15 protein-coding genes and 2 rRNA genes are annotated in these 22,800 nt (G+C 60.1%); 14 read left to right on the top strand and 3 right to left on the bottom strand.

Annotated features, from left to right (window positions below; all coding sequences use genetic code 11):
• Both JAB1_RS16140 and rrf read left to right on the top strand, forming a co-directional pair.
• Positions 1 to 314: ribosomal RNA gene (locus JAB1_RS16140) — 23S ribosomal RNA — on the top strand; the annotation flags it as partial.
• A gap of 139 nt (positions 315 to 453) precedes the next feature.
• A 5S ribosomal RNA gene (gene rrf, locus JAB1_RS16135) occupies positions 454 to 566 on the top strand.
• Positions 567 to 762: 196 nt separating this feature from the next.
• On the opposite strand, the gene rtcR is transcribed toward rrf, so the two are convergent.
• The gene (gene rtcR / locus JAB1_RS16130; protein ID WP_070280839.1) at positions 763 to 2,370 is read right to left on the bottom strand and encodes an RNA repair transcriptional activator RtcR; all 1,608 of its coding nucleotides are present in this window, start codon (positions 2,368 to 2,370) and stop codon (positions 763 to 765) included.
• A 206-nt stretch (positions 2,371 to 2,576) separates the two neighbouring features.
• Between rtcR and JAB1_RS16125 the strand changes: the two genes are divergently transcribed.
• From JAB1_RS16125 to JAB1_RS16105, 5 genes are all read left to right on the top strand, one after another.
• Complete coding sequence (locus JAB1_RS16125; RefSeq protein WP_070280837.1) at positions 2,577 to 4,148, top strand: TROVE domain-containing protein; 1,572 nt, start codon at positions 2,577 to 2,579, stop codon at positions 4,146 to 4,148.
• A gap of 200 nt (positions 4,149 to 4,348) precedes the next feature.
• Positions 4,349 to 5,584 (top strand): RtcB family protein, encoded by a 1,236-nt coding sequence (locus tag JAB1_RS16120; protein WP_034784658.1) that lies wholly within the window; start codon positions 4,349 to 4,351, stop codon positions 5,582 to 5,584.
• 5 nt (positions 5,585 to 5,589) lie between these two features.
• Positions 5,590 to 6,609 carry an RNA 3'-terminal phosphate cyclase gene (gene rtcA / locus JAB1_RS16115; protein WP_070280835.1) on the top strand — a complete coding sequence of 340 codons (1,020 nt, stop codon included), beginning with the start codon at positions 5,590 to 5,592 and terminating at the stop codon, positions 6,607 to 6,609.
• Positions 6,610 to 6,739: 130 nt separating this feature from the next.
• Complete coding sequence (gene pedF, locus JAB1_RS16110) at positions 6,740 to 7,225, top strand: cytochrome c-550 PedF (RefSeq protein WP_034784660.1); 486 nt, start codon at positions 6,740 to 6,742, stop codon at positions 7,223 to 7,225.
• A 25-nt stretch (positions 7,226 to 7,250) separates the two neighbouring features.
• Positions 7,251 to 8,084, top strand: coding sequence for a transporter substrate-binding domain-containing protein (locus JAB1_RS16105; RefSeq protein ID WP_070280833.1), 834 nt, complete (start codon positions 7,251 to 7,253; stop codon positions 8,082 to 8,084).
• Between the two features lie 57 nt (positions 8,085 to 8,141).
• Here the strand turns inward: JAB1_RS16105 and JAB1_RS16100 are convergent, their stop codons facing one another.
• A complete protein-coding gene (locus JAB1_RS16100) occupies positions 8,142 to 10,280 on the bottom strand; it encodes a TonB-dependent receptor (RefSeq protein WP_070280831.1) in 2,139 nt (712 codons plus the stop codon).
• A 204-nt stretch (positions 10,281 to 10,484) separates the two neighbouring features.
• On the opposite strand from JAB1_RS16100, the gene JAB1_RS16095 reads away from it, so the two are divergent.
• The 7 genes from JAB1_RS16095 to JAB1_RS16065 all read left to right on the top strand — a co-directional run bounded on the left by JAB1_RS16095 (position 10,485) and on the right by JAB1_RS16065 (position 20,118).
• Entirely contained in the window at positions 10,485 to 11,441 is a 957-nt protein-coding gene (locus JAB1_RS16095) for a beta-propeller fold lactonase family protein (protein ID WP_083299787.1), read from the top strand.
• A 344-nt stretch (positions 11,442 to 11,785) separates the two neighbouring features.
• Positions 11,786 to 13,306 carry an aldehyde dehydrogenase gene (gene adh, locus JAB1_RS16090; protein WP_070280828.1) on the top strand — a complete coding sequence of 507 codons (1,521 nt, stop codon included), beginning with the start codon at positions 11,786 to 11,788 and terminating at the stop codon, positions 13,304 to 13,306.
• Between the two features lie 55 nt (positions 13,307 to 13,361).
• Entirely contained in the window at positions 13,362 to 13,751 is a 390-nt protein-coding gene (locus JAB1_RS16085) for a DUF779 domain-containing protein (RefSeq protein ID WP_034756816.1), read from the top strand.
• Between the two features lie 49 nt (positions 13,752 to 13,800).
• On the top strand, positions 13,801 to 15,537 hold the full coding sequence (locus JAB1_RS16080; RefSeq protein ID WP_083299786.1) for a PQQ-dependent methanol/ethanol family dehydrogenase: 1,737 nt from the start codon (positions 13,801 to 13,803) through the stop codon (positions 15,535 to 15,537).
• A 287-nt stretch (positions 15,538 to 15,824) separates the two neighbouring features.
• Complete coding sequence (locus JAB1_RS16075; protein ID WP_139144581.1) at positions 15,825 to 16,985, top strand: porin; 1,161 nt, start codon at positions 15,825 to 15,827, stop codon at positions 16,983 to 16,985.
• A gap of 57 nt (positions 16,986 to 17,042) precedes the next feature.
• On the top strand, positions 17,043 to 19,145 hold the full coding sequence (locus tag JAB1_RS16070; RefSeq protein ID WP_254672125.1) for a 4Fe-4S binding protein: 2,103 nt from the start codon (positions 17,043 to 17,045) through the stop codon (positions 19,143 to 19,145).
• Positions 19,135 to 20,118 carry an FAD:protein FMN transferase gene (locus JAB1_RS16065; protein WP_070280820.1) on the top strand — a complete coding sequence of 328 codons (984 nt, stop codon included), beginning with the start codon at positions 19,135 to 19,137 and terminating at the stop codon, positions 20,116 to 20,118. Before JAB1_RS16070 ends, JAB1_RS16065 begins: the two co-directional genes overlap by 11 nt.
• A gap of 1 nt (position 20,119) precedes the next feature.
• Here the strand turns inward: JAB1_RS16065 and JAB1_RS16060 are convergent, their stop codons facing one another.
• The gene (locus JAB1_RS16060; protein WP_244517773.1) at positions 20,120 to 22,108 is read right to left on the bottom strand and encodes a sigma-54-dependent Fis family transcriptional regulator; all 1,989 of its coding nucleotides are present in this window, start codon (positions 22,106 to 22,108) and stop codon (positions 20,120 to 20,122) included.
• Positions 22,109 to 22,800 lie beyond the last annotated feature (692 nt).

Raw genomic sequence — 22,800 nt, 5'->3', positions numbered from 1 at the left:
ACGTCGTGAGACAGTTTGGTCCCTATCTGCCGTGGGCGTTGGAAATTTGAAGGGGGCTGCTCCTAGTACGAGAGGACCGGAGTGGACGAACCTCTGGTGTACCGGTTGTCACGCCAGTGGCATTGCCGGGTAGCTAAGTTCGGAAGAGATAACCGCTGAAAGCATCTAAGCGGGAAACTTGCCTTGAGATGAGATTTCCCAGAGCCTTGAGCTCTTTGAAGGGTCGTTCGAGACCAGGACGTTGATAGGCTGGGTGTGGAAGTGCAGTAATGCATTAAGCTAACCAGTACTAATTGCCCGTACGGCTTGTCCCTATAACCTTAGCAGGTGCAGAGGATAAGACGGTACAACGTTGCGTGTGTGTTGATACTACCAGTCATTACCCCAATCTTTGCTTCTTCCAGATTCATGGCCTTGTCGTCCCACAGGAGACAAACGCCAGTACAAGTTATGCCTGATGACCATAGCAAGTTGGTCCCACCCCTTCCCATCCCGAACAGGACCGTGAAACAACTTTGCGCCGATGATAGTGCTGCAACCAGTGTGAAAGTAGGTTATCGTCAGGCTTGTTATTTGAAGCAACAGCCCCGGCTGTTGTTTCTTGAGAAAAACCCGATCAGCAATGGTCGGGTTTTTTTTCGTCTGGCGGTTTGTGATGGCGAATCCCAAACGAAGGCTGGGGGCAGACCCCCTCGCGCGTTGGCGTCGAATCTGGCGTTGGCGGTGTGGAGGGGCTGACCCCGGGTGTTCGGGTGCGGCGTTTTATCGACTCACTTCTTCCCAGCTCAAGCCAAACTTCGTCAGATACTTTTTCAACCTGTCAGCGTCATTTGGCTTGGCCTTCGCATCACGCGATACGGCATACAGCTTGCGACCCGCATCGGACAAGCTGTTCGATTGCTGGCATACCTGAATTACCGACCTCAGTTGCAGGACATCAAACAGGTCGAGCTGCGCGGCTGCCTCGCTTCCCATAATATCGGCCAGGTCGATTTCCGTGCTGGCGGCGGGCTTGTCATGCTGCTGCCACATGCGCTTCAAGCGCCGGATTTCCTCGTCGACGACGCCATCCGTGATGCGACCGGCTTCCGACAGGGTGGCCAGGCGCGTGACAGCGGCGGACAGGTCGCGGAAATTACCCTTCCATGCCGAGGTGGGAAGGGTGGCGAAACGCATGAAACGCTCGTGTGCCTCCTTGTTGAAGCGCACTCGTTCGCCCGTCTCCGCGCTGTACTGCGTCAGCAGGTATTCCAGGTTCGGCTCGATATCTTCCGGGCGCTGCGCCAGGCCCGGCAATTCGTATGTCCACAAATTAATGCGCGCATACAAGTCTTCGCGGAAGCGGCCGGCCGCCACCTCCTTGCCCAGATCGCGGTTGGTGCCGGCGATCAGCTGGAAATCGCTCTGCACCTCCGTATCGGCACCGACGGGGAAAAAGCGCTTTTCTTCGATGGCTTTCAGCAGCATCGCCTGTTCGTCGAGCCCCAGTTCACCAATTTCATCGAGAAACAGCAAGCCCTTGTGCGCGCTGCGCAGCAAGCCGGGTCGATCCGAGCCCGCCCCCGTGAAGGAGCCCTTGATATGGCCAAACAGGGTGGAGGCTGCGCCATCGCCATGCAAGGTGGCGCAATTGAGGTCGATGAACTTGCCATCGATCTGGTGGCGCGATTTTTTCAGTTCATACACGCGGCGCGCGAGGAAGGATTTGCCGGCACCGGTCGGCCCCATCAACAGCATGGGGGCTTTTGACTTGATGGCGACGCGCTCGATTTCATCGATCATGCCGTTGAACTTGGCATTGCGCGTGGCGATGCCGGACTTCAGAAAGGCCACGCCTGCGGCCTGTTCGCGCGTAAAACGCTGGGCGATCTGGTCGTAGCGCGACAGATCGAGGTCGATCAGCGCGTAGCTGCCGGGATTGCCGGCGCCCTGGCGCTTTGGCGGCGACGTTTGCACGAGGCGGCCGGGGAAATAGCGCGCTTCCGTCATCAGGAACATGCAGATCTGCACCACGTGGCTGCCGGTGGTGATGTGGATCCAATAGTCTTCCTTGTCCGGATCGAAGGGGTAGCTGTTGGCAAAATCATAGAGCGCGCCATACACATTCTCGAAGTCCCAGGCATCGCTGATAGGCAGTTCATGGGAGATCAGTCTGGTTTCAGGCGAGACGCTGGCGATATCCTGCGACACCTGGCGCACCAGGTTGTCGAACTGGCTGCCCGCGTACAGCAACTCGAAGCGGTCGATGATCTTGTCCTCGTGCTGGGTCAGGGCGATGCTGGGACGCCATTTTTCCCAGCGTGCCGCTCCCCTGCCGTTGTCGAGCTGCGTGCCGAGAAAACCGATAACGACGGTGCGTTTTGCTTGCATATGTGAGATAAAAATTTATCTTAAAAGATAATTGTATTCCAAATCGCCATGACAGGGATATTTTCAGTGCACAGCTTGCGTGGAAATATTACTTAATGAAATCAATTGGTTATGAAAATTTTTGAGGAATTATTGAAAGCTGGCACAGCGCTTGCAATAGAGGAGATACCAACGAGATAAACGTAGAGAGCAGAGAGGGACGAAAAATGGCCAACGCACAGTTATTCCAGAGCGCGCAACAGACAGGAACCTTGCCAGCTGCCCTGGCACGCAATGCCGAAGGCGCGCCAGCCTATGCGCTGACGCCCCGGCATCAGCTGGCGCAATACGCGGCCACCGGCTGCCTGAACACGACGTTTTATGCCAGCGCCGAAGCGCAGCTGGCAACAGTACTCGAGCTGTGCCAGGCGGTCGACCCCGCCTTCATTGCGCAGACGGCCGTGTACTGCCGCGAACGGGGCTACATGAAAGACATGCCGGCCTTGCTGGTGGCCGTGCTGGCGGGGCAGGGCGCTGCGCAATTCGCACCGGCATTCCGGCGTGTCATCAACAACGGCAAGATGCTGCGCAACTTTGTGCAGATCATGCGGTCCGGCGCCGTGGGACGCAAGTCGCTGGGATCGCGTCCGAAAAAGCTCGTGCAGGCATGGCTGAACACCGCTTCGGAACAGGCCTTGCTGGCCGCCGCCGTGGGCAATGCGCCTTCGCTGGCCGACGTGGTGAAGATGGTGCATCCGAAACCGCAGGAAGCGTGGCGGGAGGCATTCTTTGCCTGGCTGATCGGCAAGCCCTACGATGCCAAGGCGCTGCCGCCGGCGCTGGCCGCGTTCGAGGCCTACAAGGCGGATCCTTCGCAAGCGATACCGGACGTACCGTTCCAGATGCTGACGGCGCTGTCCTTGAGCGCGCAGGATTGGGCGCAGATTGCCCGCCAGGGCAGCTGGCAAATGGTGCGCATGAATCTGAACACCTTTGGGCGTCACGGCGTGTATGCGATAGCCGGCATGCCGGAATTGATCGCGGCCAAGCTGCGCGATCCCGAGGCGATTGGCCGGGCAAGGGTGTTTCCGTACCAGCTGCTGTCGGCGTACCTGGCGGCCGACGAGAGCGTGCCGGCCATCGTGCGCGATGCGCTGGAAGCGGCGCTGGAAATAGCGTTGGCGAATGTGCCGCGGATCGCTGGCAGGGTGGTGGTGTGCCCCGACGTCTCTGGCTCGATGTCGTCGCCCGTCAGCGGTTTTCGCGGCAGCGCCACCTCGAGCGTGCGCTGCATCGATGTGGCGGCGCTGGTGGCGGCGGCCATGCTGCGCAAGAATCCGAATGCGATGCTGCTGCCGTTCGAGCACAGCGTCGTCCAGTGCGGGCTGGCTGCGGATGACAGCGTGATGAGCAACGCGGCCAGGCTGGCGGCCATCGGTGGCGGCGGCACCAATTGCAGCGCACCGCTGGTGCGCATGAACAGCAAGAAGGAGCTGGCCGACCTGGTGATTTATGTGTCCGATAACGAATCGTGGATCGACGCCAGACGCAGCGGCGCCACAGCGACGATGGGACAATGGAAGGTGTTCAAGCAGCGCAATCCGCAGGCGAAACTGGTGTGCATCGATATTGCGCCGCATGCCACGACGCAGGCGATGGAATGCGAGGATATCCTGAATATCGGCGGTTTTTCCGATGACGTCTTCAAGATCATCGCCGCCTTTGCCGCCGGCCAGCTGGACCCCGCCCACTGGGTGGGAGAAATCGCCGCCATCGATATCGCGGCAACCGGTTGTTGAAGTAAAGCGCATGAATGCGGACAAGACTACATAAGAGACGTCCTGTCCAGACTTGTCATGCGCCGCAGTGCCCCGAATGCAGACAGGATTACATCGATCAGCCGCGTCAAACCGGCCTGGCGTGCGCAGTACGCCGCCAGAAAATCCTGTCCCTCCTTGTCGGGTTGTCGTACTGATTACAATAGAAAATGAGAGAAGCGATGAAAAAAGAAGAATACGAAGTCCTGCATACCGAAGGCAGCCGTCCCGTCAAAATGTGGACACGTGGCGTGCCCGTCGAAGAAGCGGCCAAAAAGCAATTACGCAACACGGCGACCCTGCCGTTTATTTACAAGCACATCGCCGTCATGCCGGACGTGCACCTGGGTAAAGGGTCGACCATCGGCAGCGTGATTCCTACTCTGGGCGCCGTGATCCCGGCCGCGGTAGGCGTGGATATCGGTTGCGGCATGATGGCGGCGAAAACCACTCTGACGGCGAATGATTTGCCCGATAATCTGGGGCCGCTGCGCAGCGCCATTGAACGCGCCATTCCGCACGGGATGTCGCCAAAGACGCGCGGACACCGCGGCCGCGACGAGGGTTCCTGGCATACGCCGCCCTCGGTGGTCGATGCCGCGTGGCTGCAGCTGAAAGACGAATTCGATGCGATCTGCCTGAAAACGCCGAAGCTGAAAAATACGAACAATTATCGCCACCTGGGGACTTTGGGCAGCGGTAACCACTTCGTCGAAGTCTGTCTCGACGAGCAGGGTTCCGTATGGTTCATGCTGCATTCCGGTTCGCGCGGCGTGGGCAATGCCATCGGCAGCCATTTCATCGAACTGGCCAAGCAGGATATGCGCACCCACTTCATCAACCTGCCCGACCAGGATTTGGCTTACCTGGCCGAAGGAACGCAGCATTACGACGATTACGTGGAGGCGGTGGGCTGGGCGCAACGCTTTGCGCGCAACAACCGCGAAGTGATGATGCAGAATCTGATCGCCGCCGTGCGCACGGTCATCCATAAACCGTTCCAGACGCACGTGGAAGCCGTCAACTGCCACCATAACTATGTACAGAAGGAGCACCACTTCGGCAAGGATGTGCTGATCACGCGCAAGGGCGCCGTGTCGGCCCGTGCTGGCGAGCTGGGGATCATTCCCGGTTCCATGGGCGCGAAGAGTTTTATCGTGCGCGGCAAGGGCAATGCGGAGAGTTTCCATAGCTGCAGCCACGGCGCGGGACGTACGATGAGCCGCACGGAAGCGAAGCGGCGCTTCAACCTGGATGACCAGATCCGCGCCACGCAAGGCGTGGAATGCCGCAAGGATGAAAACGTGATAGATGAAATCCCGATGGCCTACAAGGATATCGATGCGGTGATGCTGGCGCAGCGCGAGCTGGTTGATGTCGTGCATATCCTGAAGCAGGTCGTCTGCGTCAAAGGATAAGAGAGATGATAGAAATAGATGGAGCGCAAGGCGAAGGCGGCGGACAGATTTTACGTTCGGCGCTGAGCCTGTCGATGATCACGGGGCAACCGTTTCGGCTGATTAACATTCGCGCGGGGCGGGAAAAGCCCGGCTTGCTGCGCCAGCATCTGCTGGCCGTGCAGGCGGCAACTGCCATTTGCGGGGCGCGCACGACGCCGGTGGCGCTGCGCGCGTCGAGCCTGGAATTCGTGCCCGGCCCCCTGCGCGGCGGCGATTACCGCTTTGCCATCGGCAGCGCGGGCAGCTGTACCCTGGTGCTGCAAACCTTGCTGCCGGCCCTGCTGCATGCGGATGGGCCATCCACCGTGCGCATCACTGGCGGCACGCACAATGCCATGGCACCGCCCGTGCATTTTTTGCAGCGCGCGTATGGCCGCATCCTGCAGCAGATGGGGGCCGAAGTGGAGATCGCGCTGCAACGCTACGGCTTTCATCCCGCAGGCGGCGGCGAGGTGACGGCCACCGTGCAACCGTGCCGGCGCTTGCGCCCCATCGCATTGCTGCAGCGCGGCGAACGGAAGGCGGGGTATGCGGAAAGCGTGGTGGCGGGCGTGCATGTCCAGGTGGCGCAGCGCGAACTCGAGCGCGTCGCCGGGGGCATGGGCTGGAGCGGCAAGCAGTTGCGCCTCGTCGGCTTGCCGGCGGAGCAGGGACCGGGCAATGTCCTGTTGCTGACGCTCGAGCATGAGCATGTCACGGAAGTGTTTACTTCGTTCGGTGAAAAGTCCTTGCTGGCCGAATCCGTGGCCAAGCGCCTGTTGAACGAGGTGCGCGCCTATCTCAAGACGGACGCGGCCGTCGGCGAGCACCTGGCCGACCAGCTCTTGCTGCCCATGGCGCTGGCCGGCGGCGGTAGCTTCAGTTGCAACAAGGTCTCGCAACATGCGCTGACGAATGCGGAGGTGATTGCCCGGTTTTTGCCCGTGCGTATTACTTTCGAGCAGCAGGAGCGGAGCAGCATCTGCACGGTGGCCGCCGCCTGACGCGCGCGCTGACACAACTGGCTGTTGCAGCTGTTCCAAATTGATACATGGTCGGCCGGATGTGGGGCATAGACGCATGGCATGGCATTTGCTCTTCTTTGGTATTGACTAAAAAACCAAGGAGACCAGCATGACCTATTCCATTCGTACCCTGCTCGGCGTGGCGGCGGCCGGCGCCGTTGCCCTCACTTCCCTGCTGACATTGCCGCATGCCTATGCGCACGGCAATGTCACGCCGCAAGGCGTCGATACCACGGGCTTGCCCAAGGTAGGCGACAAGTGGCTTGAGCAAAACCCGTATCGGGGCAACAAGCTGGCCTTGACGGTGGGCACGTCGGCCTACAACCAGAATTGCGCCCGCTGCCACGGCATCGAAGCCATCTCGGGCGGCATCGCGCCGGATTTGCGCCAGCTGGACCGCGATTGCTTCGGTATCAAGAATGAGACAAAGAAACAGGCTTGCTACAAGGAGACGGATAATTACTACCTGGCCACCATACGCCACGGTAAAGTGCGTAATGGCGCTGTGTACATGCCGCCGTTCGAAGGCGTGTTCAACCAGGAAGCCATGTGGGCCATCAAGACCTATCTGGAAACCCGCCGCGAATCGAATTAAATCGAACTGATCACAAAGGAGTCCCATGCGTTCATTTCAATTCCGGGGCGCGCGCGCGATGATCTCGCTCGCCTGCCTGGCGCTGTGCGCAGCCGCGCCGGCGCGCGCCGACTGGCAAAAAGTGCAGCAGTCGGGCAGCCTGAAAGTGGCTGTGTATAACGAGTTCGCGCCGTTTTCCGACAAGGGCGCGGGCATCGATATCGACATCGCCGAAGCGCTGGCGAAAAAGCTGGGTTTGAAACTGAGCTTGCTGCCATTTCCCGCCGGCGAAAACTTGAACGATGATTTGCGCAATATGGTGTGGAAGGGGCATTACCTTGGTTATGGTCCCGCCGATGTGATGCTGCATGTGCCGGTCGACAAGAAGTTGATGGCGGATAACGACAAGGTCGAGATCTTCGCGCCGTATTACGTGGAAACCGTGCGCCTGGCGCGCAGCGCGCAAGCCGTGCCGCAATTCGATGGCGTCGCTTCGCTGGCCGGCAAGCGCATCGGCGTGGAAAAGGTCTCGATCGCGGCCATGCTGATGCTGGGTGAAGACAATGGCAAGTACCGCGACGACGTGCGCATCTTCGACACGGCCGCCGAAGCCTTGCAGCAATTGCAGGCAGGACAGCTCGATGCCGTGCTGGCCAACCGTTCGGAGATCGAATCGGTGCTGAAAAGCGATCCCGCTTTCCCCTTGAGCGAAGTGGCGTTCGCCCGCTTGCCGCGTGCCGGCTGGGCCGTGGGCCTGGCCGTCAGCCGCCAGCAGCTCGACGTGGGCAAGTTGCTGCTGGCGGCCATGAACGAGATGGCGGCCAGCGGTGAATTGAAAGCCATCTTTGAAAAATATGGCGTGAAGGAAGCGCGGCCCTGACGTAGCGTGCTTGAGTTGAAAAGCCCGCGCATCGATCGATGCGCGGGCTTTTTAGTTTTAGAAACTATATTGGGCGCTGACGCCCAGCAACCAGTTGCGTCCCGGCGCCGCTTCATAGTAGCGCTTGTTGCTGTCGCCGACGATGACGGAGCCCACGTAGGTCTTGTCGAAAAGATTGTTCAGGCGGGCAAATTCCTTGAAGCGCCAATTCCCCACGTTTTGTTTGGCGTTGACGCGCGCATTGAACACCGTATAGCCGGGCGCCGGCTTTTCGCTGTTGCTGTCTTCCGCGTAGACCTGGTTGCTGGCCACGCTTTCCAGCGCCGCGCCAAAACGGTCCAGCGTGTCTTTCCAGGCCAGTTCCGCGAACAGGTTGGCGCTGGGCACGCCCGGCAAGCGGCTGCCTTCGCGCACGCCGCCAAACGCCTGGTCATACACGGCGTGCAGGCTGGTCAGTGCCACTTTGGTCGTGAAGCCATACGGCAGGTTCGAGTCCAGCGACACTTCCATACCCTGGCGCAAGGTCTTGCCCGCATTGCGGTAGCTGGTGCGTCCGCCGCTGGACTTGTCGACCACCAGTTCGTCGTTGGTCTTGATCTGGAACACGGCCGCGTTGACGTGCGTATTGTTGTTGATCCTGGCCTTGACGCCTGCTTCCAGGTTGGTGCTGGTCGCTGGTTTCAAGTTGAAATTGAAGCCGCCGCCCGTGCCCGAGTAAAACAGTTCATTCAAGGTAGGCGCTTCGAAACCGCGCGCGGCACTGGCGTAGACGTTGACGTTCGGCGTCAGCTTGTACAGCAGGCCCAGCACCGGTGTCGTGTGGCTGAACTCCAGGCTGCCGCTATCGTTGCCGTTGCTGAGGAAATGGTCATCGACCGCCACTTTCATCTTGCTGTAGCGCACACCTGCGCTGAGCAGCCACGAGCCGCTTTGCCATTCTGCCTGGATATACGGATCGAGGCTGGACACGACATTTTGCTCGTCGCGGCGCAGCTTGCCCTTTACGCCAAAGCTATTGCCGATGAAGTTTTCGTAGCCGGTACGGTCATCGCTGGAGCGGCCGTAATCGATGCCGATGGTGGTGCTCAGCTTGCCGCCGGCCAACTGGTTCACGTGCAGCCAGTTGGTATCGATGCCATAGAACTGGCGCTGGAAATCGACCACGCCGCCCGAATGGCTGGCCGGCGCCTGGAAGCCCTTGGTAAATGCCTGGTACTGGATCACGTCGCGGTTGCCGCCATACACCATTACATGCAGGCGGTCATCGCCGAACGACTGTTCATAGGTGGCGCCGATTTGCTGGTGGTCGATGCTCTTGCGGGTGTTGTAGCGTTCGGCCAGGGTGCGTTTCGGGTTTTGCGTATCCGTCGCGTCGACCTCACCGGCGCGCGGGTCGGCGGCAAACGTGGCCCAGGTGGCGCCCAGCGGATCTTGCGTATTGCCTTGATGCAGGCTGTTGGCGACGATGGTCAGCTTGCTGTCCTTCGTCGGCTTGACGGTGATCTTGCCGAACGCCTGTTCGCGCGTGGCGGCGCTATGGTCGCGGAAACCGTCCGTGCGGAAGCGCGAGCCGTCGAGCACGTAGCCGATGCCGCCTGCCTGGCCTTGCGCCGAGAGATCGACCTTGCTGGTGCCGTAGCTGCCGCCCGTCACATTCAGTTCGATGGACGGGGGATTTTGTCCATCCCTGGAAAACAGCTGGATCACGCCGCCCGAATGGTTGCCGTAGATGGCAGAAAACGGTCCGCGCAGCACTTCGATGCGCTCGGCCGTATCGAGGTTGAAGGTGGCGGCCTGGCCCTGGCCGTCGGGCATGCTGGCGGGAATGCCATCGCTGATCAGCTTGACGCCGCGCACGCCGAAGGCCGAGCGTGCGCCGAAGCCGCGCGACGAGATCTGCAAGTCTTGCGCATAGTTCTGGCGGTTTTGCACCACCAGGCCCGGCACGGCGGCCAGCGCTTCCGACGCGTTGACGCGGATTTGGCCATCCTGGATGCGGGCGCTGTCGACCATGTCGATCGAGGCCGGCACTTCCTGGCTGGGGTGGGCGATGCGGCTGCCGCTGATGACCACCGTATCCATCAGTTGTCCGGCGGCCAGGCTAGCTGCTTCGGCGGCAAAGACGTGGGGGGCGAGGGTGGCGCTGCCGGCGACAAACAGGCTGGCGATGGTGTTCAGGCGGAAACGATGCTGCATGCGGATTCTCCAATGTGAATAAAAGCCTGCTTGATCGCGTGCGCGGTACAGGTCTGCATAGTCTTATCAAGCAATATGCCTGCCATGTCTCCATTGGTGGGCTGAAATTATACGCGTGTCAGTGGCACGGCGTTTGCATACAGCAATGGGCAGATGCGCCGCTACCGCGCGCTTTTCCTGTGTTTTGCCATTGAAAAGGTGATTATGCCCAACTTCTTCTCGTGCTTGCGCCAGGTTTGCTGGCTATTGCCGGCGCTCGCCAGCACCGCCCTCCAGGCAGCTCCCTTTGCCTATGTCCCCAATGAAAAATCGGGCACCTTGAGCGTGATCGACACGGCTACTGACCAGGTCGTGCGTCAAATCGCGGCAGGCAAGCGGCCGCGCGGCATCGCCGCCGACCCCACCGGACGGCAATTGTTTGTCACGGATGCCGCCAGCAGCGCCTTGTTGCTGATCGACAACGCTGGCGGCACGCCCGTGCGCACGGTGGCGCTGGGCAAGTCGCCCGAAGGCGTCAGCGCCTCGCAAGACGGTAGTCACGTGGCCGTTGCCGTCGAGGAAAACAATAGCGTGGCCTTGCTCGATGGCCAGACAGGCACCTTGCTCGCCGATATCAAGGTGCAGGGACGCAACCCGGAACATGCCGTCTTCAGCCCGGATGGACGCTGGCTGCTAGTCAGCGCGGAAGAGGCCGAGCAAGTCGATGTCATTGATGTGGCGCGACGCCGCCAAGTCGCGTCCATCGCCGTGGGACTGCGTCCGCGCGGCATCGGTTTCAGCCCGGACTCGGGCCGCGCCTATGTGGCGTGCGAACTGGTCAATGCCGTCTACGTGATCGACATGGCCGCGCGCAAGGCGATTGCCACGATTCCAGCGGGCAAGAATGCGAATGGCATCGTGGTCCATCCCAACGGCAAGCAAGTGTATGTCTCGAATGGCACGGACGGTACGGTGATGGTGATCGACACGGCCAGCAATCAAGTGACGGCCACGATTGACGTCGGCAAGCGCCCGTGGAATATGGCCATCACGCCCGACGGCGCCAAGCTGTACGTGGCCAATGGCCGCTCGAACAGTGTATCCGTCATCGACACGGCCAGCGCGCAGAAGGTAGCCGATATTGCCGTGGGTGAATTGCCTTGGGGCGTGGTGATTCGTTGATTCCTTGGTGGCACAGGCGCAGGTGTTCCAGTCTGGTACACCTGTTCCATTGTGCAGCGGCGCAGGGGAGATGCCGCAGGGCTGGCCCGGATTGGAACAGGACGTCTTTACCTTGTTCAAAATGCAAACAGGCCCACGTCCCCACCCAAGCAGGTGGCTTGCGCTGAAAAACGTGCCGGGTTTGATGCCGCGCCCTTGTAACAGGGATAAAACCGGCTAAGTTTGTAGTGGGATGGCGAGCTGGCACGGCATTTGCGGAAGACTCCGTGTACTCACCCCATCTGTACCAGGACGTTTGATTTTAATTAAGTAATTCCATTCTAATTAACCCGATAGAGGACGACATGAATCTCGCAGACATCAGCAAACTGGGCGTAGCCAATCCCTTCAAACAACGCTATGACAATTACATCGGCGGCAAATTCGTTGCACCAGTAAAAGGTGAATACTTTCCTAACATCACGCCGATCACGGGCTTGCCGTTTTGCGAAATCGCCCGTTCCACGACGGAAGACGTCGAGCTGGCGCTGGACGCCGCGCACGCCGCCAAGGATGCCTGGGGCAAGACGTCGCCGGCCGAGCGCGCAAATATTTTGAACCGCATCGCCGACCGCATCGAACAGAACCTGAGCCTGATCGCCACGGCGGAAACCATCGACAACGGCAAGCCGATCCGCGAAACGATGAATGCCGACATTCCGCTGGCCATCGACCATTTCCGTTACTTCGCCGGTTGCATCCGCGCCCAGGAAGGTTCCGTCGCACAAATCGATGCGGAAACCTATGCCTATCACTACCATGAGCCGCTGGGCGTCGTGGGCCAGATCATCCCGTGGAATTTCCCGATCCTGATGGCCGTGTGGAAACTGGCGCCAGCCTTGGCCGCCGGCAATTGCGTCGTCTTGAAACCGGCCGAGCAGACCCCGGCTTCCATCATGGTGTTGATCGAGCTGATCGGCGACTTGCTGCCGCCTGGTGTGCTGAACATCATCAATGGTTTCGGCCTGGAAGCGGGTAAACCGCTGGCGTCGAGCAAGCGCATCGCCAAGATCGCCTTTACGGGCGAAACGGGCACGGGCCGTCTGATCATGGGCTATGCGGCGCAAAACCTGATTCCCGTCACCCTGGAGCTGGGCGGCAAGTCGCCGAACATCTTCTTTGAAGACGTGATGGATGCCGACGATGACTATTTCGACAAGTGCCTGGAGGGTTTTGCCATGTTCGCGCTGAACCAGGGCGAAGTGTGCACCTGCCCATCGCGCGTGCTGATCCAGGAATCGATCTACGAGAAATTCATCGAACGGGCCTTGAAGCGCGTGGCCGCCATCAAGCAGGGCAACCCGCTCGACTCTGCCACCATGATCGGCGCGCAGGCGTCGCAGGAACAGCTGGAAAAAATCCTGTCCTACCTCGACATCGGCCGCCAGGAAGGCGCGGAAGTGCTGGCTGGCGGCGAGCGCAATACCCAGGCGGGCGACTTGGAAGGCGGCTACTACGTGCGTCCGACCGTGTTCAAGGGCAATAACAAGATGCGCATCTTCCAGGAAGAGATCTTCGGACCCGTCGTGTCCGTGACCACCTTCAAGGATGAGGCCGACGCGCTGGCGATCGCCAACGATACCTTGTACGGCCTGGGGGCCGGCCTGTGGACGCGTGACGGTTCGCGCGCCTTCCGCATGGGCCGCGCCATTCAGGCGGGCCGCGTGTGGACCAATTGCTACCACCTGTATCCTGCCCACGCCGCGTTCGGCGGCTACAAGCAATCGGGTATCGGCCGCGAAAACCACAAGATGATGCTCGACCACTACCAGCAAACGAAGAACTTGCTGGTGAGCTATAGCCCGAAAGCGCTGGGCTTCTTCTAAACCGGCAACAGGCGCCGCACCTGTAGTCCAGGCGCGGCGCGCAGAAAGGGATGCCATGAGTGCAGCAATTGCCCGGGTGGTCGCCACCGATGCGGCGCTGGAAATGATGGACAAGTTGCGCCAGCGTCACGGCCCGCTGATGTTTTTCCAGTCGGGCGGATGCTGCGACGGCAGCGCGCCCATGTGCTATGCGCTGGGCGAGTTCGATGTCAGCGACACCGATATCTATCTCGGCAATTTGAATGGCACACCGTTCTACATGGGGCTCGAGCAATTCGAGTACTGGGAGCATACCCAGTTGATTATCGATGTGGTCGATGGCAATGGCGGCATGTTTTCACTCGACAACGGCACGGGCAAGCGCTTTTTGACGCGCTCGCGCCTGTTCACCGATGAAGAGTGCGCGCTGTTGCATGCCCAGCCGCATGAGCACCGCAAGACTTGATACACACATACTAATAAAACAGAGGGAGATGATTGTGCAGAAAAAAATCATGGGGATACTCATCGGTTTGGGTTTGGCATCGCTGGCCCAGGCGGCCGACGTGGGCAATGTCACCAATGCCATGCTCGACAGCACGGCGAAGAATCCGGCCAGCGTCCTGTCGTTTGGCATGGGTACGCAGGGCCAGCGCTATTCGCCGTTGACGCAGATCAATGACAAGACCGTGGCCAAGCTGGTGCCAGCCTGGTCGTTCTCGTTCGGCGGCGAAAAACAGCGGGGCCAGGAATCGCAGCCGTTGATTCACAACGGCAAGATGTTCGTCACGGCATCGTATTCGCGCATCTTTGCCGTCGATTTGAAAACGGGCGCCAAGCTGTGGAAGTATGAGCATCGCTTGCCAGACGGCATCATGCCATGCTGCGACGTGGTCAACCGCGGTGCTGCCCTGTACGGCAACCTGGTGATTTTCGGCACGCTCGACGCCTACCTGGTGGCGCTGGACCAGAATACGGGCAAGATCGTCTGGAAGGAGAAAGTGGATGACTACGCGGCCGGTTACTCGATGACGGCCGCGCCGCTGATCGCCGAAGGCTTGCTGCTGACGGGTGTGTCGGGCGGGGAATTTGGCATCGTGGGCCGGGTGGAAGCGCGCAACCCGATGACGGGCGACCTCGTGTGGAGCCGTCCGACAGTAGAGGGCCATATGGGCCACCGCTACGACAAGGATGGCAAGGCCATCGACAACGGCGTGTCCGGCACGGCGAATAAGACGTGGCCGGGCGACCTGTGGAAAACGGGCGGCGCCTCGACGTGGATGGGCGGCACCTACGATCCGCAAACCAAGCTCGCCTACTTTGGCACGGGTAATCCGGCGCCGTGGAACAGCCACTTGCGTCCCGGCGACAATCTGTACTCGTCGTCCACCGTGGCACTCGATGTGAAAACGGGGCAGATCAAGTGGGCGTATCAGAATACCCCGAACGATGCGTGGGACTTCGACGGCGCCAACGAATTCGTCACCTTCGACATGGATGGCAAGCGCTACGGCGGCAAGGCCGACCGCAACGGTTTCTTCTATGTCATCGATGCGGCCAATGGCAAGCTGCAGAACGCCTTTCCGTTTGTGAAGAAAATCACCTGGGCCAGCAGCATCGACCTGAAGACGGGCCGGCCGAACTATATCGCCGCCGGCCGCCCTGGCGACCCCACCAAGGGAGAGGAAGGCAAGAAGGGCACGACCGTGTTTGCCGCGCCCGCTTTCCTCGGCGCCAAAAACCAGATGCCGATGGCGTACTCGCCGCAAACCAAGCTGTTCTACGTTCCCGCGAACGAATGGGGCATGGACATCTGGAACGAGCCGATCAGCTACAAGAAGGGCGGCGCCTTCCTCGGCGCGGGTTTCACCATCAAGCCATTGTTTGACGACTACATCGGCGCCATGCGCGCCATCGATCCGAAGACGGGCAAGATCGTCTGGGAAATCAAGAACAACGCGCCGCTGTGGGGCGGCGTGATGAGTACGGCCGGCAACCTGGTGTTCTACGGCACGCCGGAAGGCTTTCTGAAAGCCGTCGATGCGAAGACGGGCAAGGAGCTGTGGAAATTCCAGACGGGCTCCGGCGTCGTGGCGCCGCCCGTCACCTGGCAGGATGGCGACACGCAATACGTGGCTGTCGTTTCCGGCTGGGGTGGCGCGGTGCCGCTGTGGGGCGGCGAAGTGGCGAAGAAGGTCAACTTCCTGGAACAGGGCGGTTCCGTGTGGGTCTTCAAGCTGGCGTCGAAGTAACGGGGTGAAACATCCGGGCCACACGGATGGGTGTCTCCCTGTCCGCCGGGTGTTTTCTTTTTGCTGACGGCCCAGGCCGTCAGTTTTTTGTTTACCTGGATGCCCGATATGCCTGCTTGCGGTCAAAAAATGAACACTGTCAGTGGCGATTGATCCGCTGCTGCACACGTTAACTACGCCTTTTCTCTTTCTCCCTCTGAGCCGTTCTGGGCACGCTTATTGCCAAAGCTTGAGGTACATCAATCACTGGTGTGCACACTAAAAACAGAGAAGAAAGAGGAGAACAAATGAACACATTGAGCAAGCTGGGGAGCCTGGGTGTCATGACAATCGCAGCGGTGGGGCAGGCACAAGCCGTCGATATCAAGGCTGGCGACTGGACCGTGTCGGTGGGCGGCATCGTCAACGCCTATTACACGCAAGTGTCGTGTTCGGGCGATGCGGTGGGCGGGCTGGCGCTGGGCGGGCGGGCGCTCGGTTGCGGCGGAGAAAAGGACCGCACCACCATCGGCAACGGCTTGCTGCCGAATGGCTTGATCACCTCGGCAAGCTCGCGCCTGGGCGAGTACGACGTGAAAGCCCTGATCGGCATCTACAACTCGACGGCCACGGACAGCGCCATCAGCCAGAACAGCGTGGTCGATGTGCGCCAGGCCTTCTTTACGTTTGGCAACGAACACATGGGTACCTTCAAGCTGGGCCGCGACTATGGCATCTTCGGCGCGAATGCGATTTTGTCGGACATGACCTTGTTGGGTTCGGGCGCACCCGTGCAGGCGACGCAGCGGGGCAGAGTGACCTTGGGCCATATCGGCGCCGGCTATACCTATCTGGGCAACTATGGCCAGATCATGTACAGCTCGCCGAAGTTGGGCGGCGTTGGCATCGATGTGGCGCTGGTCAGCCCCGTCTCCGATACGCCCATCGTGGCAGGCTCGACCTATTCTTCGAAGTCGAGTCCGCAAGTGCAGGCGCAACTGACGTATGCGCAGGAAGGCTTGAAAGCCTGGCTCGGCGTGAAGTCGCAAAAGTTCACCTCGAAAACCGCAGGTGTCGATGACCTGACCATGCGCGGCGTGGAAGTGGGCGGCTCATACCAGATGGGTCCGGCCGGCGTGCTGGTCAACTTCCAGGGCGGCAAGGGGCTGGGCATCTTGTCCGATGCGGACCAGGGCGATACCAAGTCGAAGAACTGGCTGTTGCAAGGCACGTATAAGACGACGGACAAGCTGAAGCTGGGCTTGTCCTACGGCATCAGCAAGAACGACGACCACACGGCCGGCACGGGCGGCTTGAAGTCGAATGCCAACCTGACCCTGGGCGCGTACTACTCGCTCAACAGCGCTATCACCCTGGTGGGCGAGCTGGGCCAGACGCGCTCGAAAGGCTTTACGGGCGGCGAAGCGAAGATGAATGGCGTATCCCTGGGCGGCATTATTTTCTTTTAACTCATCAACGCGGCGCCTTGCGACAAGGCGCCGCACGGAGCATAGTGCATGAGGACAATGCGGTTGTTCATAGCATGCTGGTTATTCCTGTTTATCCTGGGACAGGCGTGGGCGGGCGTGCTCACCAAGGCCGAGCTGGCAAGGCGCTTTCCTGCTCCCATCGTCGTGGGCGACAAGGAGACCGACTTGCCCGTCTGGCCCCTGTTCAAGCAAAACGCCACGGCCACGCAGCTGATCGGCTACGTGTTTGAATCCGTGGACCTGGCGCCCATTCCCGGCTTTTCCGGCGTGCCCGTCAATCTGCTGATCGCCATTGATCCGCAAGGCAGCTTTCTCGATGTTGCGGTGCTGTCGCAGCATGAACCCGTGTTTCTCGATGGCCTGGGAGAGGCGCCGCTGTTTCAGTTCGTCAAGCAGTACCAGGGCTTGTCGCTGAAACAGAATATTGCCATCGATGCCAGAAAGAAACGCGCGCCAGATGCCACGCACGCCGATATCGATGGCGTGTCGAAGGCCACGGCTTCCGTGCGCATCATCAACCAAAGCGTGCTGGCCTCGGCCTTGAAAGTGTCGCGCAAAAAACTTGGCTTCGCACAAGGGCGCGACCCGGACCAGATCGCCCGCATCCGCATGGACGTGTTCGAAAAACTTGATGTCGCGCAAATGTTAAAGCGGGGCTTGATCCAGCACGTACGCTTGAGCAATAAGGATGTGGAAACCTTGTTTGCCGGCAGTCCCGGCGCGGGACTCGATGCGGAAGCGACGCGTGCGCCCGATGGCGTGTTCATCGACCTGTACCTGGCGTACGTGTCCGTACCCACGGTGGGGCGCAACCTGTTGACGGAACGCAGCTGGAACAAGCTGCGCAACCGGCTGGACGAAGGCGACCACGCCATCCTCGTTATGTCGCGCGGGCGCTACAGCGTGCTGGGCGACGATTTCGTGCGCGGCACGGTCCCGGACCGGCTGTTGCTGAAGCAGGATGGCTTGCCCATCGACATGCGCGATCTGGACCTGGAATTGAGCCTGTCCGATACGGCCTCGCTGCCGACGGAGAATATCGCCGTCTTGCGCGTCATCAGCCAGGCGGGACTCGATGCGGCCAGCCCGCTGGCTTTTACCATGCCGATCACGCGCAACAAGGGCATCGTGTATCCCGAACGCATCGCCCGCAACGTGGATGTCAGCTACCGCTTGCCGGCCGACTTTTATACGGCGCCGCAAGGCGACGATGTCACGTGGCGCGGCACGTGGAAGGGGCGCAAGGCTGAGTTGCTGCTGTTGCTCGCCGGGCTGGCGCTGCTGGCTGGCGCATTGGCCTGGCAGAAACGCCTGGTGCGCGAGGGCCGGCAATTTGTGTGGTTTCGCCGCCTGTTCCTGGTGTTTACCATTGGTTTCATCGGCTATTACGCACAGGGGCAGTTATCGATCGTCAATATCACGGGCGCCATCCAGGCGCTGCTGGCGGGGCGCAGCCTGGGTTTCTTCCTGTTCGATCCGATGACGGTGATCCTGTGGGCGTTCGTGCTGCTCAGCCTGCTGATCTGGGGGCGCGGCACGTTTTGCGGCTGGCTGTGTCCGTTTGGCGCCCTGCAGGAATTCACGGGCAAGCTGGGCCAGTGGCTGCGCTTGCCCCAATGGAAGATCAAGCCGCGCCTGGACGGGCGCTTGAAATGGATCAAGTATGGCTTGCTGGCGGCCATTCTCGGTAGCAGCATGTTTTCCAGCCAGATCACGGACAAGCTGGTCGAGCTGGAACCATTTAAAACGGCCATCACCCTGAACTTCGTGCGGGCCTGGCCCTTTGTCGCGTATGCCCTGGGTTTGCTGTTGCTTGGTAGTGTTTCTTATAAATTCTTTTGCCGCTACTTGTGTCCGTTTGGGGCGGCACTGGCGCTGCTGGGACGGTTTCGCCTGTTCAACTGGATTCCCCGTCGCAAGGAGTGCGGCACACCGTGCCAGACTTGCCGCCACCGTTGCGAGCATCACGCCATCGCGGCTAGCGGGAAAGTTGATTACGGCGAGTGTTTCCAGTGCATGGATTGCGTCGTGATTTATGCCAGCGATGAAAAATGCGCGCCCTTGATGCTGGAAATCAAGCGTGCCCGCACCATCCCCATAGTCCGGGTCACGGCAGAGGAGAGCAGCAATGCAGCGTAGAACGTTTATTTCCGCAGCGATAGGCAGCGTGGCCGGCATGGCGCGCGGCACGGCCACGGCGTCCGGCGTGCGGCCTTATCAAGGCGCCGCACTGGCGTTTGGCACGACGATCGCCGTCACCGTGTTGCACCACGATCAGCGCCAGGCCGAACTGGCCATCGAGGACGCCTTGCATGCAGCGAGGAATATCGACCGCCTGATGAGCATTTACAGCCCGGCCAGTCAAGTCTTCCAGCTGAACCGTGACGGCCGCCTGGCCCGGCCGGATGCCCATTTGCTGGCCGTGCTGGCGCAGGCGCAAGCCTTGTCGCAATGGAGCGATGGGGCCTTTGATATCACCGTGCAACCCTTATGGCAGCTGTTTCGCGCGGCAGCAGACGAGGCCGGCTTGCCGACGGACACCTTGCGGCGCGCAGCGCAGGCGCGGATAGGCTGGCGGCAACTGGCGTGGAATAGTCGGGAAGTGCGTTTTCTCCGGCCTGGCATGGCGCTGACCTTGAATGGCCTGGCGCAAGGCTACGCGGCGGACATGGCGCTGGCGGCCGTGCAGGCGCGCGGCATACGGCACGCGCTGCTCGATACGGGCGAATTCGTTGCGCGGGGGCAGCGTTCCGTGCGCCGCCCGTGGACCTTGGGCATCCAGGATCCGCGCGATGCAGAAATCCTCGCGGCCACCTTGAAAGTGGAGGGGCGCAGCGTGGCGACGTCGGGCGATTACGAATGCACGTTCACGCCCGACTTCATGCATCACCACATCTTCGACCCGTCGAACGGCGATTCGCCGGGTGAACTGGCCAGCGTGACGGTGCTGGCGCCCACGGGCTTGCTGGCCGATGGTTTGTCGACAACGTTCATGGTGACGGGCGCGGCGCGCGCGCATGCGATGGCTGCGCAAATGGAAGGCGTCGACCTGATGACCATCGACAAGCGGGGCCGGCGCGCGATGTCGCCCGGCTTTTCCCGTCTACTCTAGCTTATTTCAGATGCGGCACCTTGCGATAGATCGTGTTGCGCGATATGCCCAGGGCCCGCGCCGTGGCCGAGACGTTGCCGCCGTGGGCATCGAGCGATTTGAGAATGACGCTTTGCTCCATTTCTTCCAGGTTGGCGCCCGCCGCGATCATGCGGTCCGTGCTGGCACTGGCGGCAGTCGCTTGCGTCATCTCAATATCGTCGAGGAAATCATCGGGCATGTGGCGCAAACAGATTTCATGTTCGTCGCCTGCCATGACGATGGCCGTGCGCAAGAGATTGGTCAGCTGTCGGAAATTGCCCGGCCATTTATGCTGGTGGAACATGCGCAGGATGTCCGGCGCCACCGTGTAGCGCGTGTCGGGCGCTTCCGTTGCGAGGATTTTTTTCACGACCGTGTCCAGGTCCGTGCGTTCGCGCAGTGGCGGCAGTTTGACCACCAGGCCATTCAGGCGGTAATACAAGTCTTCGCGAAACAGACCCTTGGCCATGCGTTCGCGCAAGTTATGATTCGTGGCGCAAATGAGTTCCACATTGACGGTGATCGATTTGCTGCTGCCCAGGGGCGTGACCATGCGTTCCTGCAACACGCGCAACAGTCGCGCCTGCAAGCCAAACGGCATGTCGCCGATTTCATCGAGGAACAGGGTACCGCCATTGGCTTGCAATATCTTGCCAATGGCCCCCTTCTTGCGCGCGCCCGTAAATGCCCCGTCTTCATAGCCGAACAGTTCGGACTCGATCAGGGTTTCCGGAATCGATGCGCAATTGACGGCGATAAACGGTCCCATGGCCCGTGGCGAATCGTTGTGGATGGCTTGCGCCAGCAATTCCTTGCCGGTGCCCGTTTCGCCCATGACGAGGATGGGGATGTCGCGCCCCAGCACCTTGTTGACCTTTTCGATGACCAGTTCCAGTTGCGGATCGCCCGTGCGCAGGTAGCGCAAGCCGGACAGGCGCCGTGCCGCGTTGGCCGCATGGCTGGCGGACGCGGGAACCTGTGCCGGCACGGCGTTGATATCGCTATGGTCGGTGCTGGCAGTAAAGCCGTGCTGGAAGACGCTATTGGACAGGCGCAACTGCGCGCGACCATACACGCGCACACCGCTGTGCATGCACAGGTTCAGCAAACCGGGGGCGGCCGTGCGGTAATGGTCGTACAGGGCGGAAACGGGCAAGCCGAACAGGGAGCTGAACGTGTGTGATTGCAGCGCGGCAAATGAGAGGCCCAGTTGGAACAAGCCATTCTTGTTGGCCGATAAAAATCGTCCACCGGGTGTGAACGAGGCAATGCCTTCCATCAAGGTGCCGATGAATTCGGGGCGCGCGTGGAAATGCACGGTGATAGCATCTTCGAAGGTGGCGGAAAACAGTTGATTTTCGATCATCAGCGCCGACATGCGCACGAGGGCCATCGTATGCTTGTGAAAACTGCGCTGGTCGCTCGAGACGTCCAGCACGCCGATGACGTTGCCCCGGTGATCGGTGATCGGTGCCGCGGAGCAAGTGAGAAAATGATTGGCCGCCAAATAATGCTGGTCCGCATGGACCAAGGTCGGTACTTTTTCCGTGATGGCCGTGCCGATGGCATTCGTACCGCGGCTTTGTTCCGACCATGCCACGCCCGGCTGCAGGGCGACGCGGTTGGCTTTCTCCAGGAAATCATCGTCGCCCAGCGAATGCACGATGACGCCGTTTGCATCCGTCAAGATCACCATATTGTGGGTATTGACGATTTGCTGGTACAGGGTTTCCATGGCGGGCAGCGCGTGCGTGTGCAGCAGGCGGTTTTGCTCGATCAGCAAGGACAGGTCGGATTTGCCCGCCGGCGTAAAGTCGGGCGTGGCCGTGGGCGACAGGCCAAAGGCGACTGAACGCTGATGGGAAGTTTCGATGATGACGGGGACGTTGTCCTGTCCTGCCGGCAAAATGTTCGCGTCCGCAATGGACGAAAACGGTGCGCTACGGTAAGTAGCTGACGGTTGATACATGATCTCGTTGCCTCCGTTGGGCCCTGTACTGCGGCGCTCTTTTGAATATCGAGAGTGTTCCATAATGTAGCACCTGTCACAGATGGGAGCAAAGCAAAGCGAACCGGGCTATCCCCGTGTTGCTGCCAGGCCCAGAGTTGCTCCCCTCGGTGGTCGGTGCATGTGTTCATATAAGCAATTGCGGTGCCAGGCTTATTGCCTTTGAGCTGGCGCAAAAATAGCGCTTGCGGGGCGTGCGGGGCAAGGCTATAATTCGCCCCCTCGCTGAACGACGCATGCAAATGCAGCGTAAAGTGAGAAAAAAGAAGGAGTTGACGGACGTAGCAAAATGCTTCATACTCTTCCTTCTTCGCAGCTGACAAACACAACGCTTTGTCGATAGCGCGAAAGCAGTACCGAATACAGTTCTTTAACAATTAACAGTCGATAAGTGTGGGCATTTGATGTAAGTGCAGCAGTGATCTTCGGATCGCTGTCAAACTTAAAATATCAAATGTTCACAAGAAATAATGAAATAGGCGCTACGAAAGTAGTGGCCTGTCAGTTTTTTGAGTGAGCAAACACCTCGCAATGCGAGGGGTTTGAACTAGTTAAATAGTTCGACCATGCCTGTAAAAGGGCAAAGTAACAGAGATTAAACTGAAGAGTTTGATCCTGGCTCAGATTGAACGCTGGCGGCATGCCTTACACAT

The sequence above is a fragment of the Janthinobacterium sp. MP5059B genome (assembly GCF_001758645.1).
In the GTDB taxonomy this organism is placed as follows: domain Bacteria; phylum Pseudomonadota; class Gammaproteobacteria; order Burkholderiales; family Burkholderiaceae_D; genus Janthinobacterium; species Janthinobacterium lividum.
This window is presented reverse-complemented; position numbering and strand designations above follow the sequence as displayed.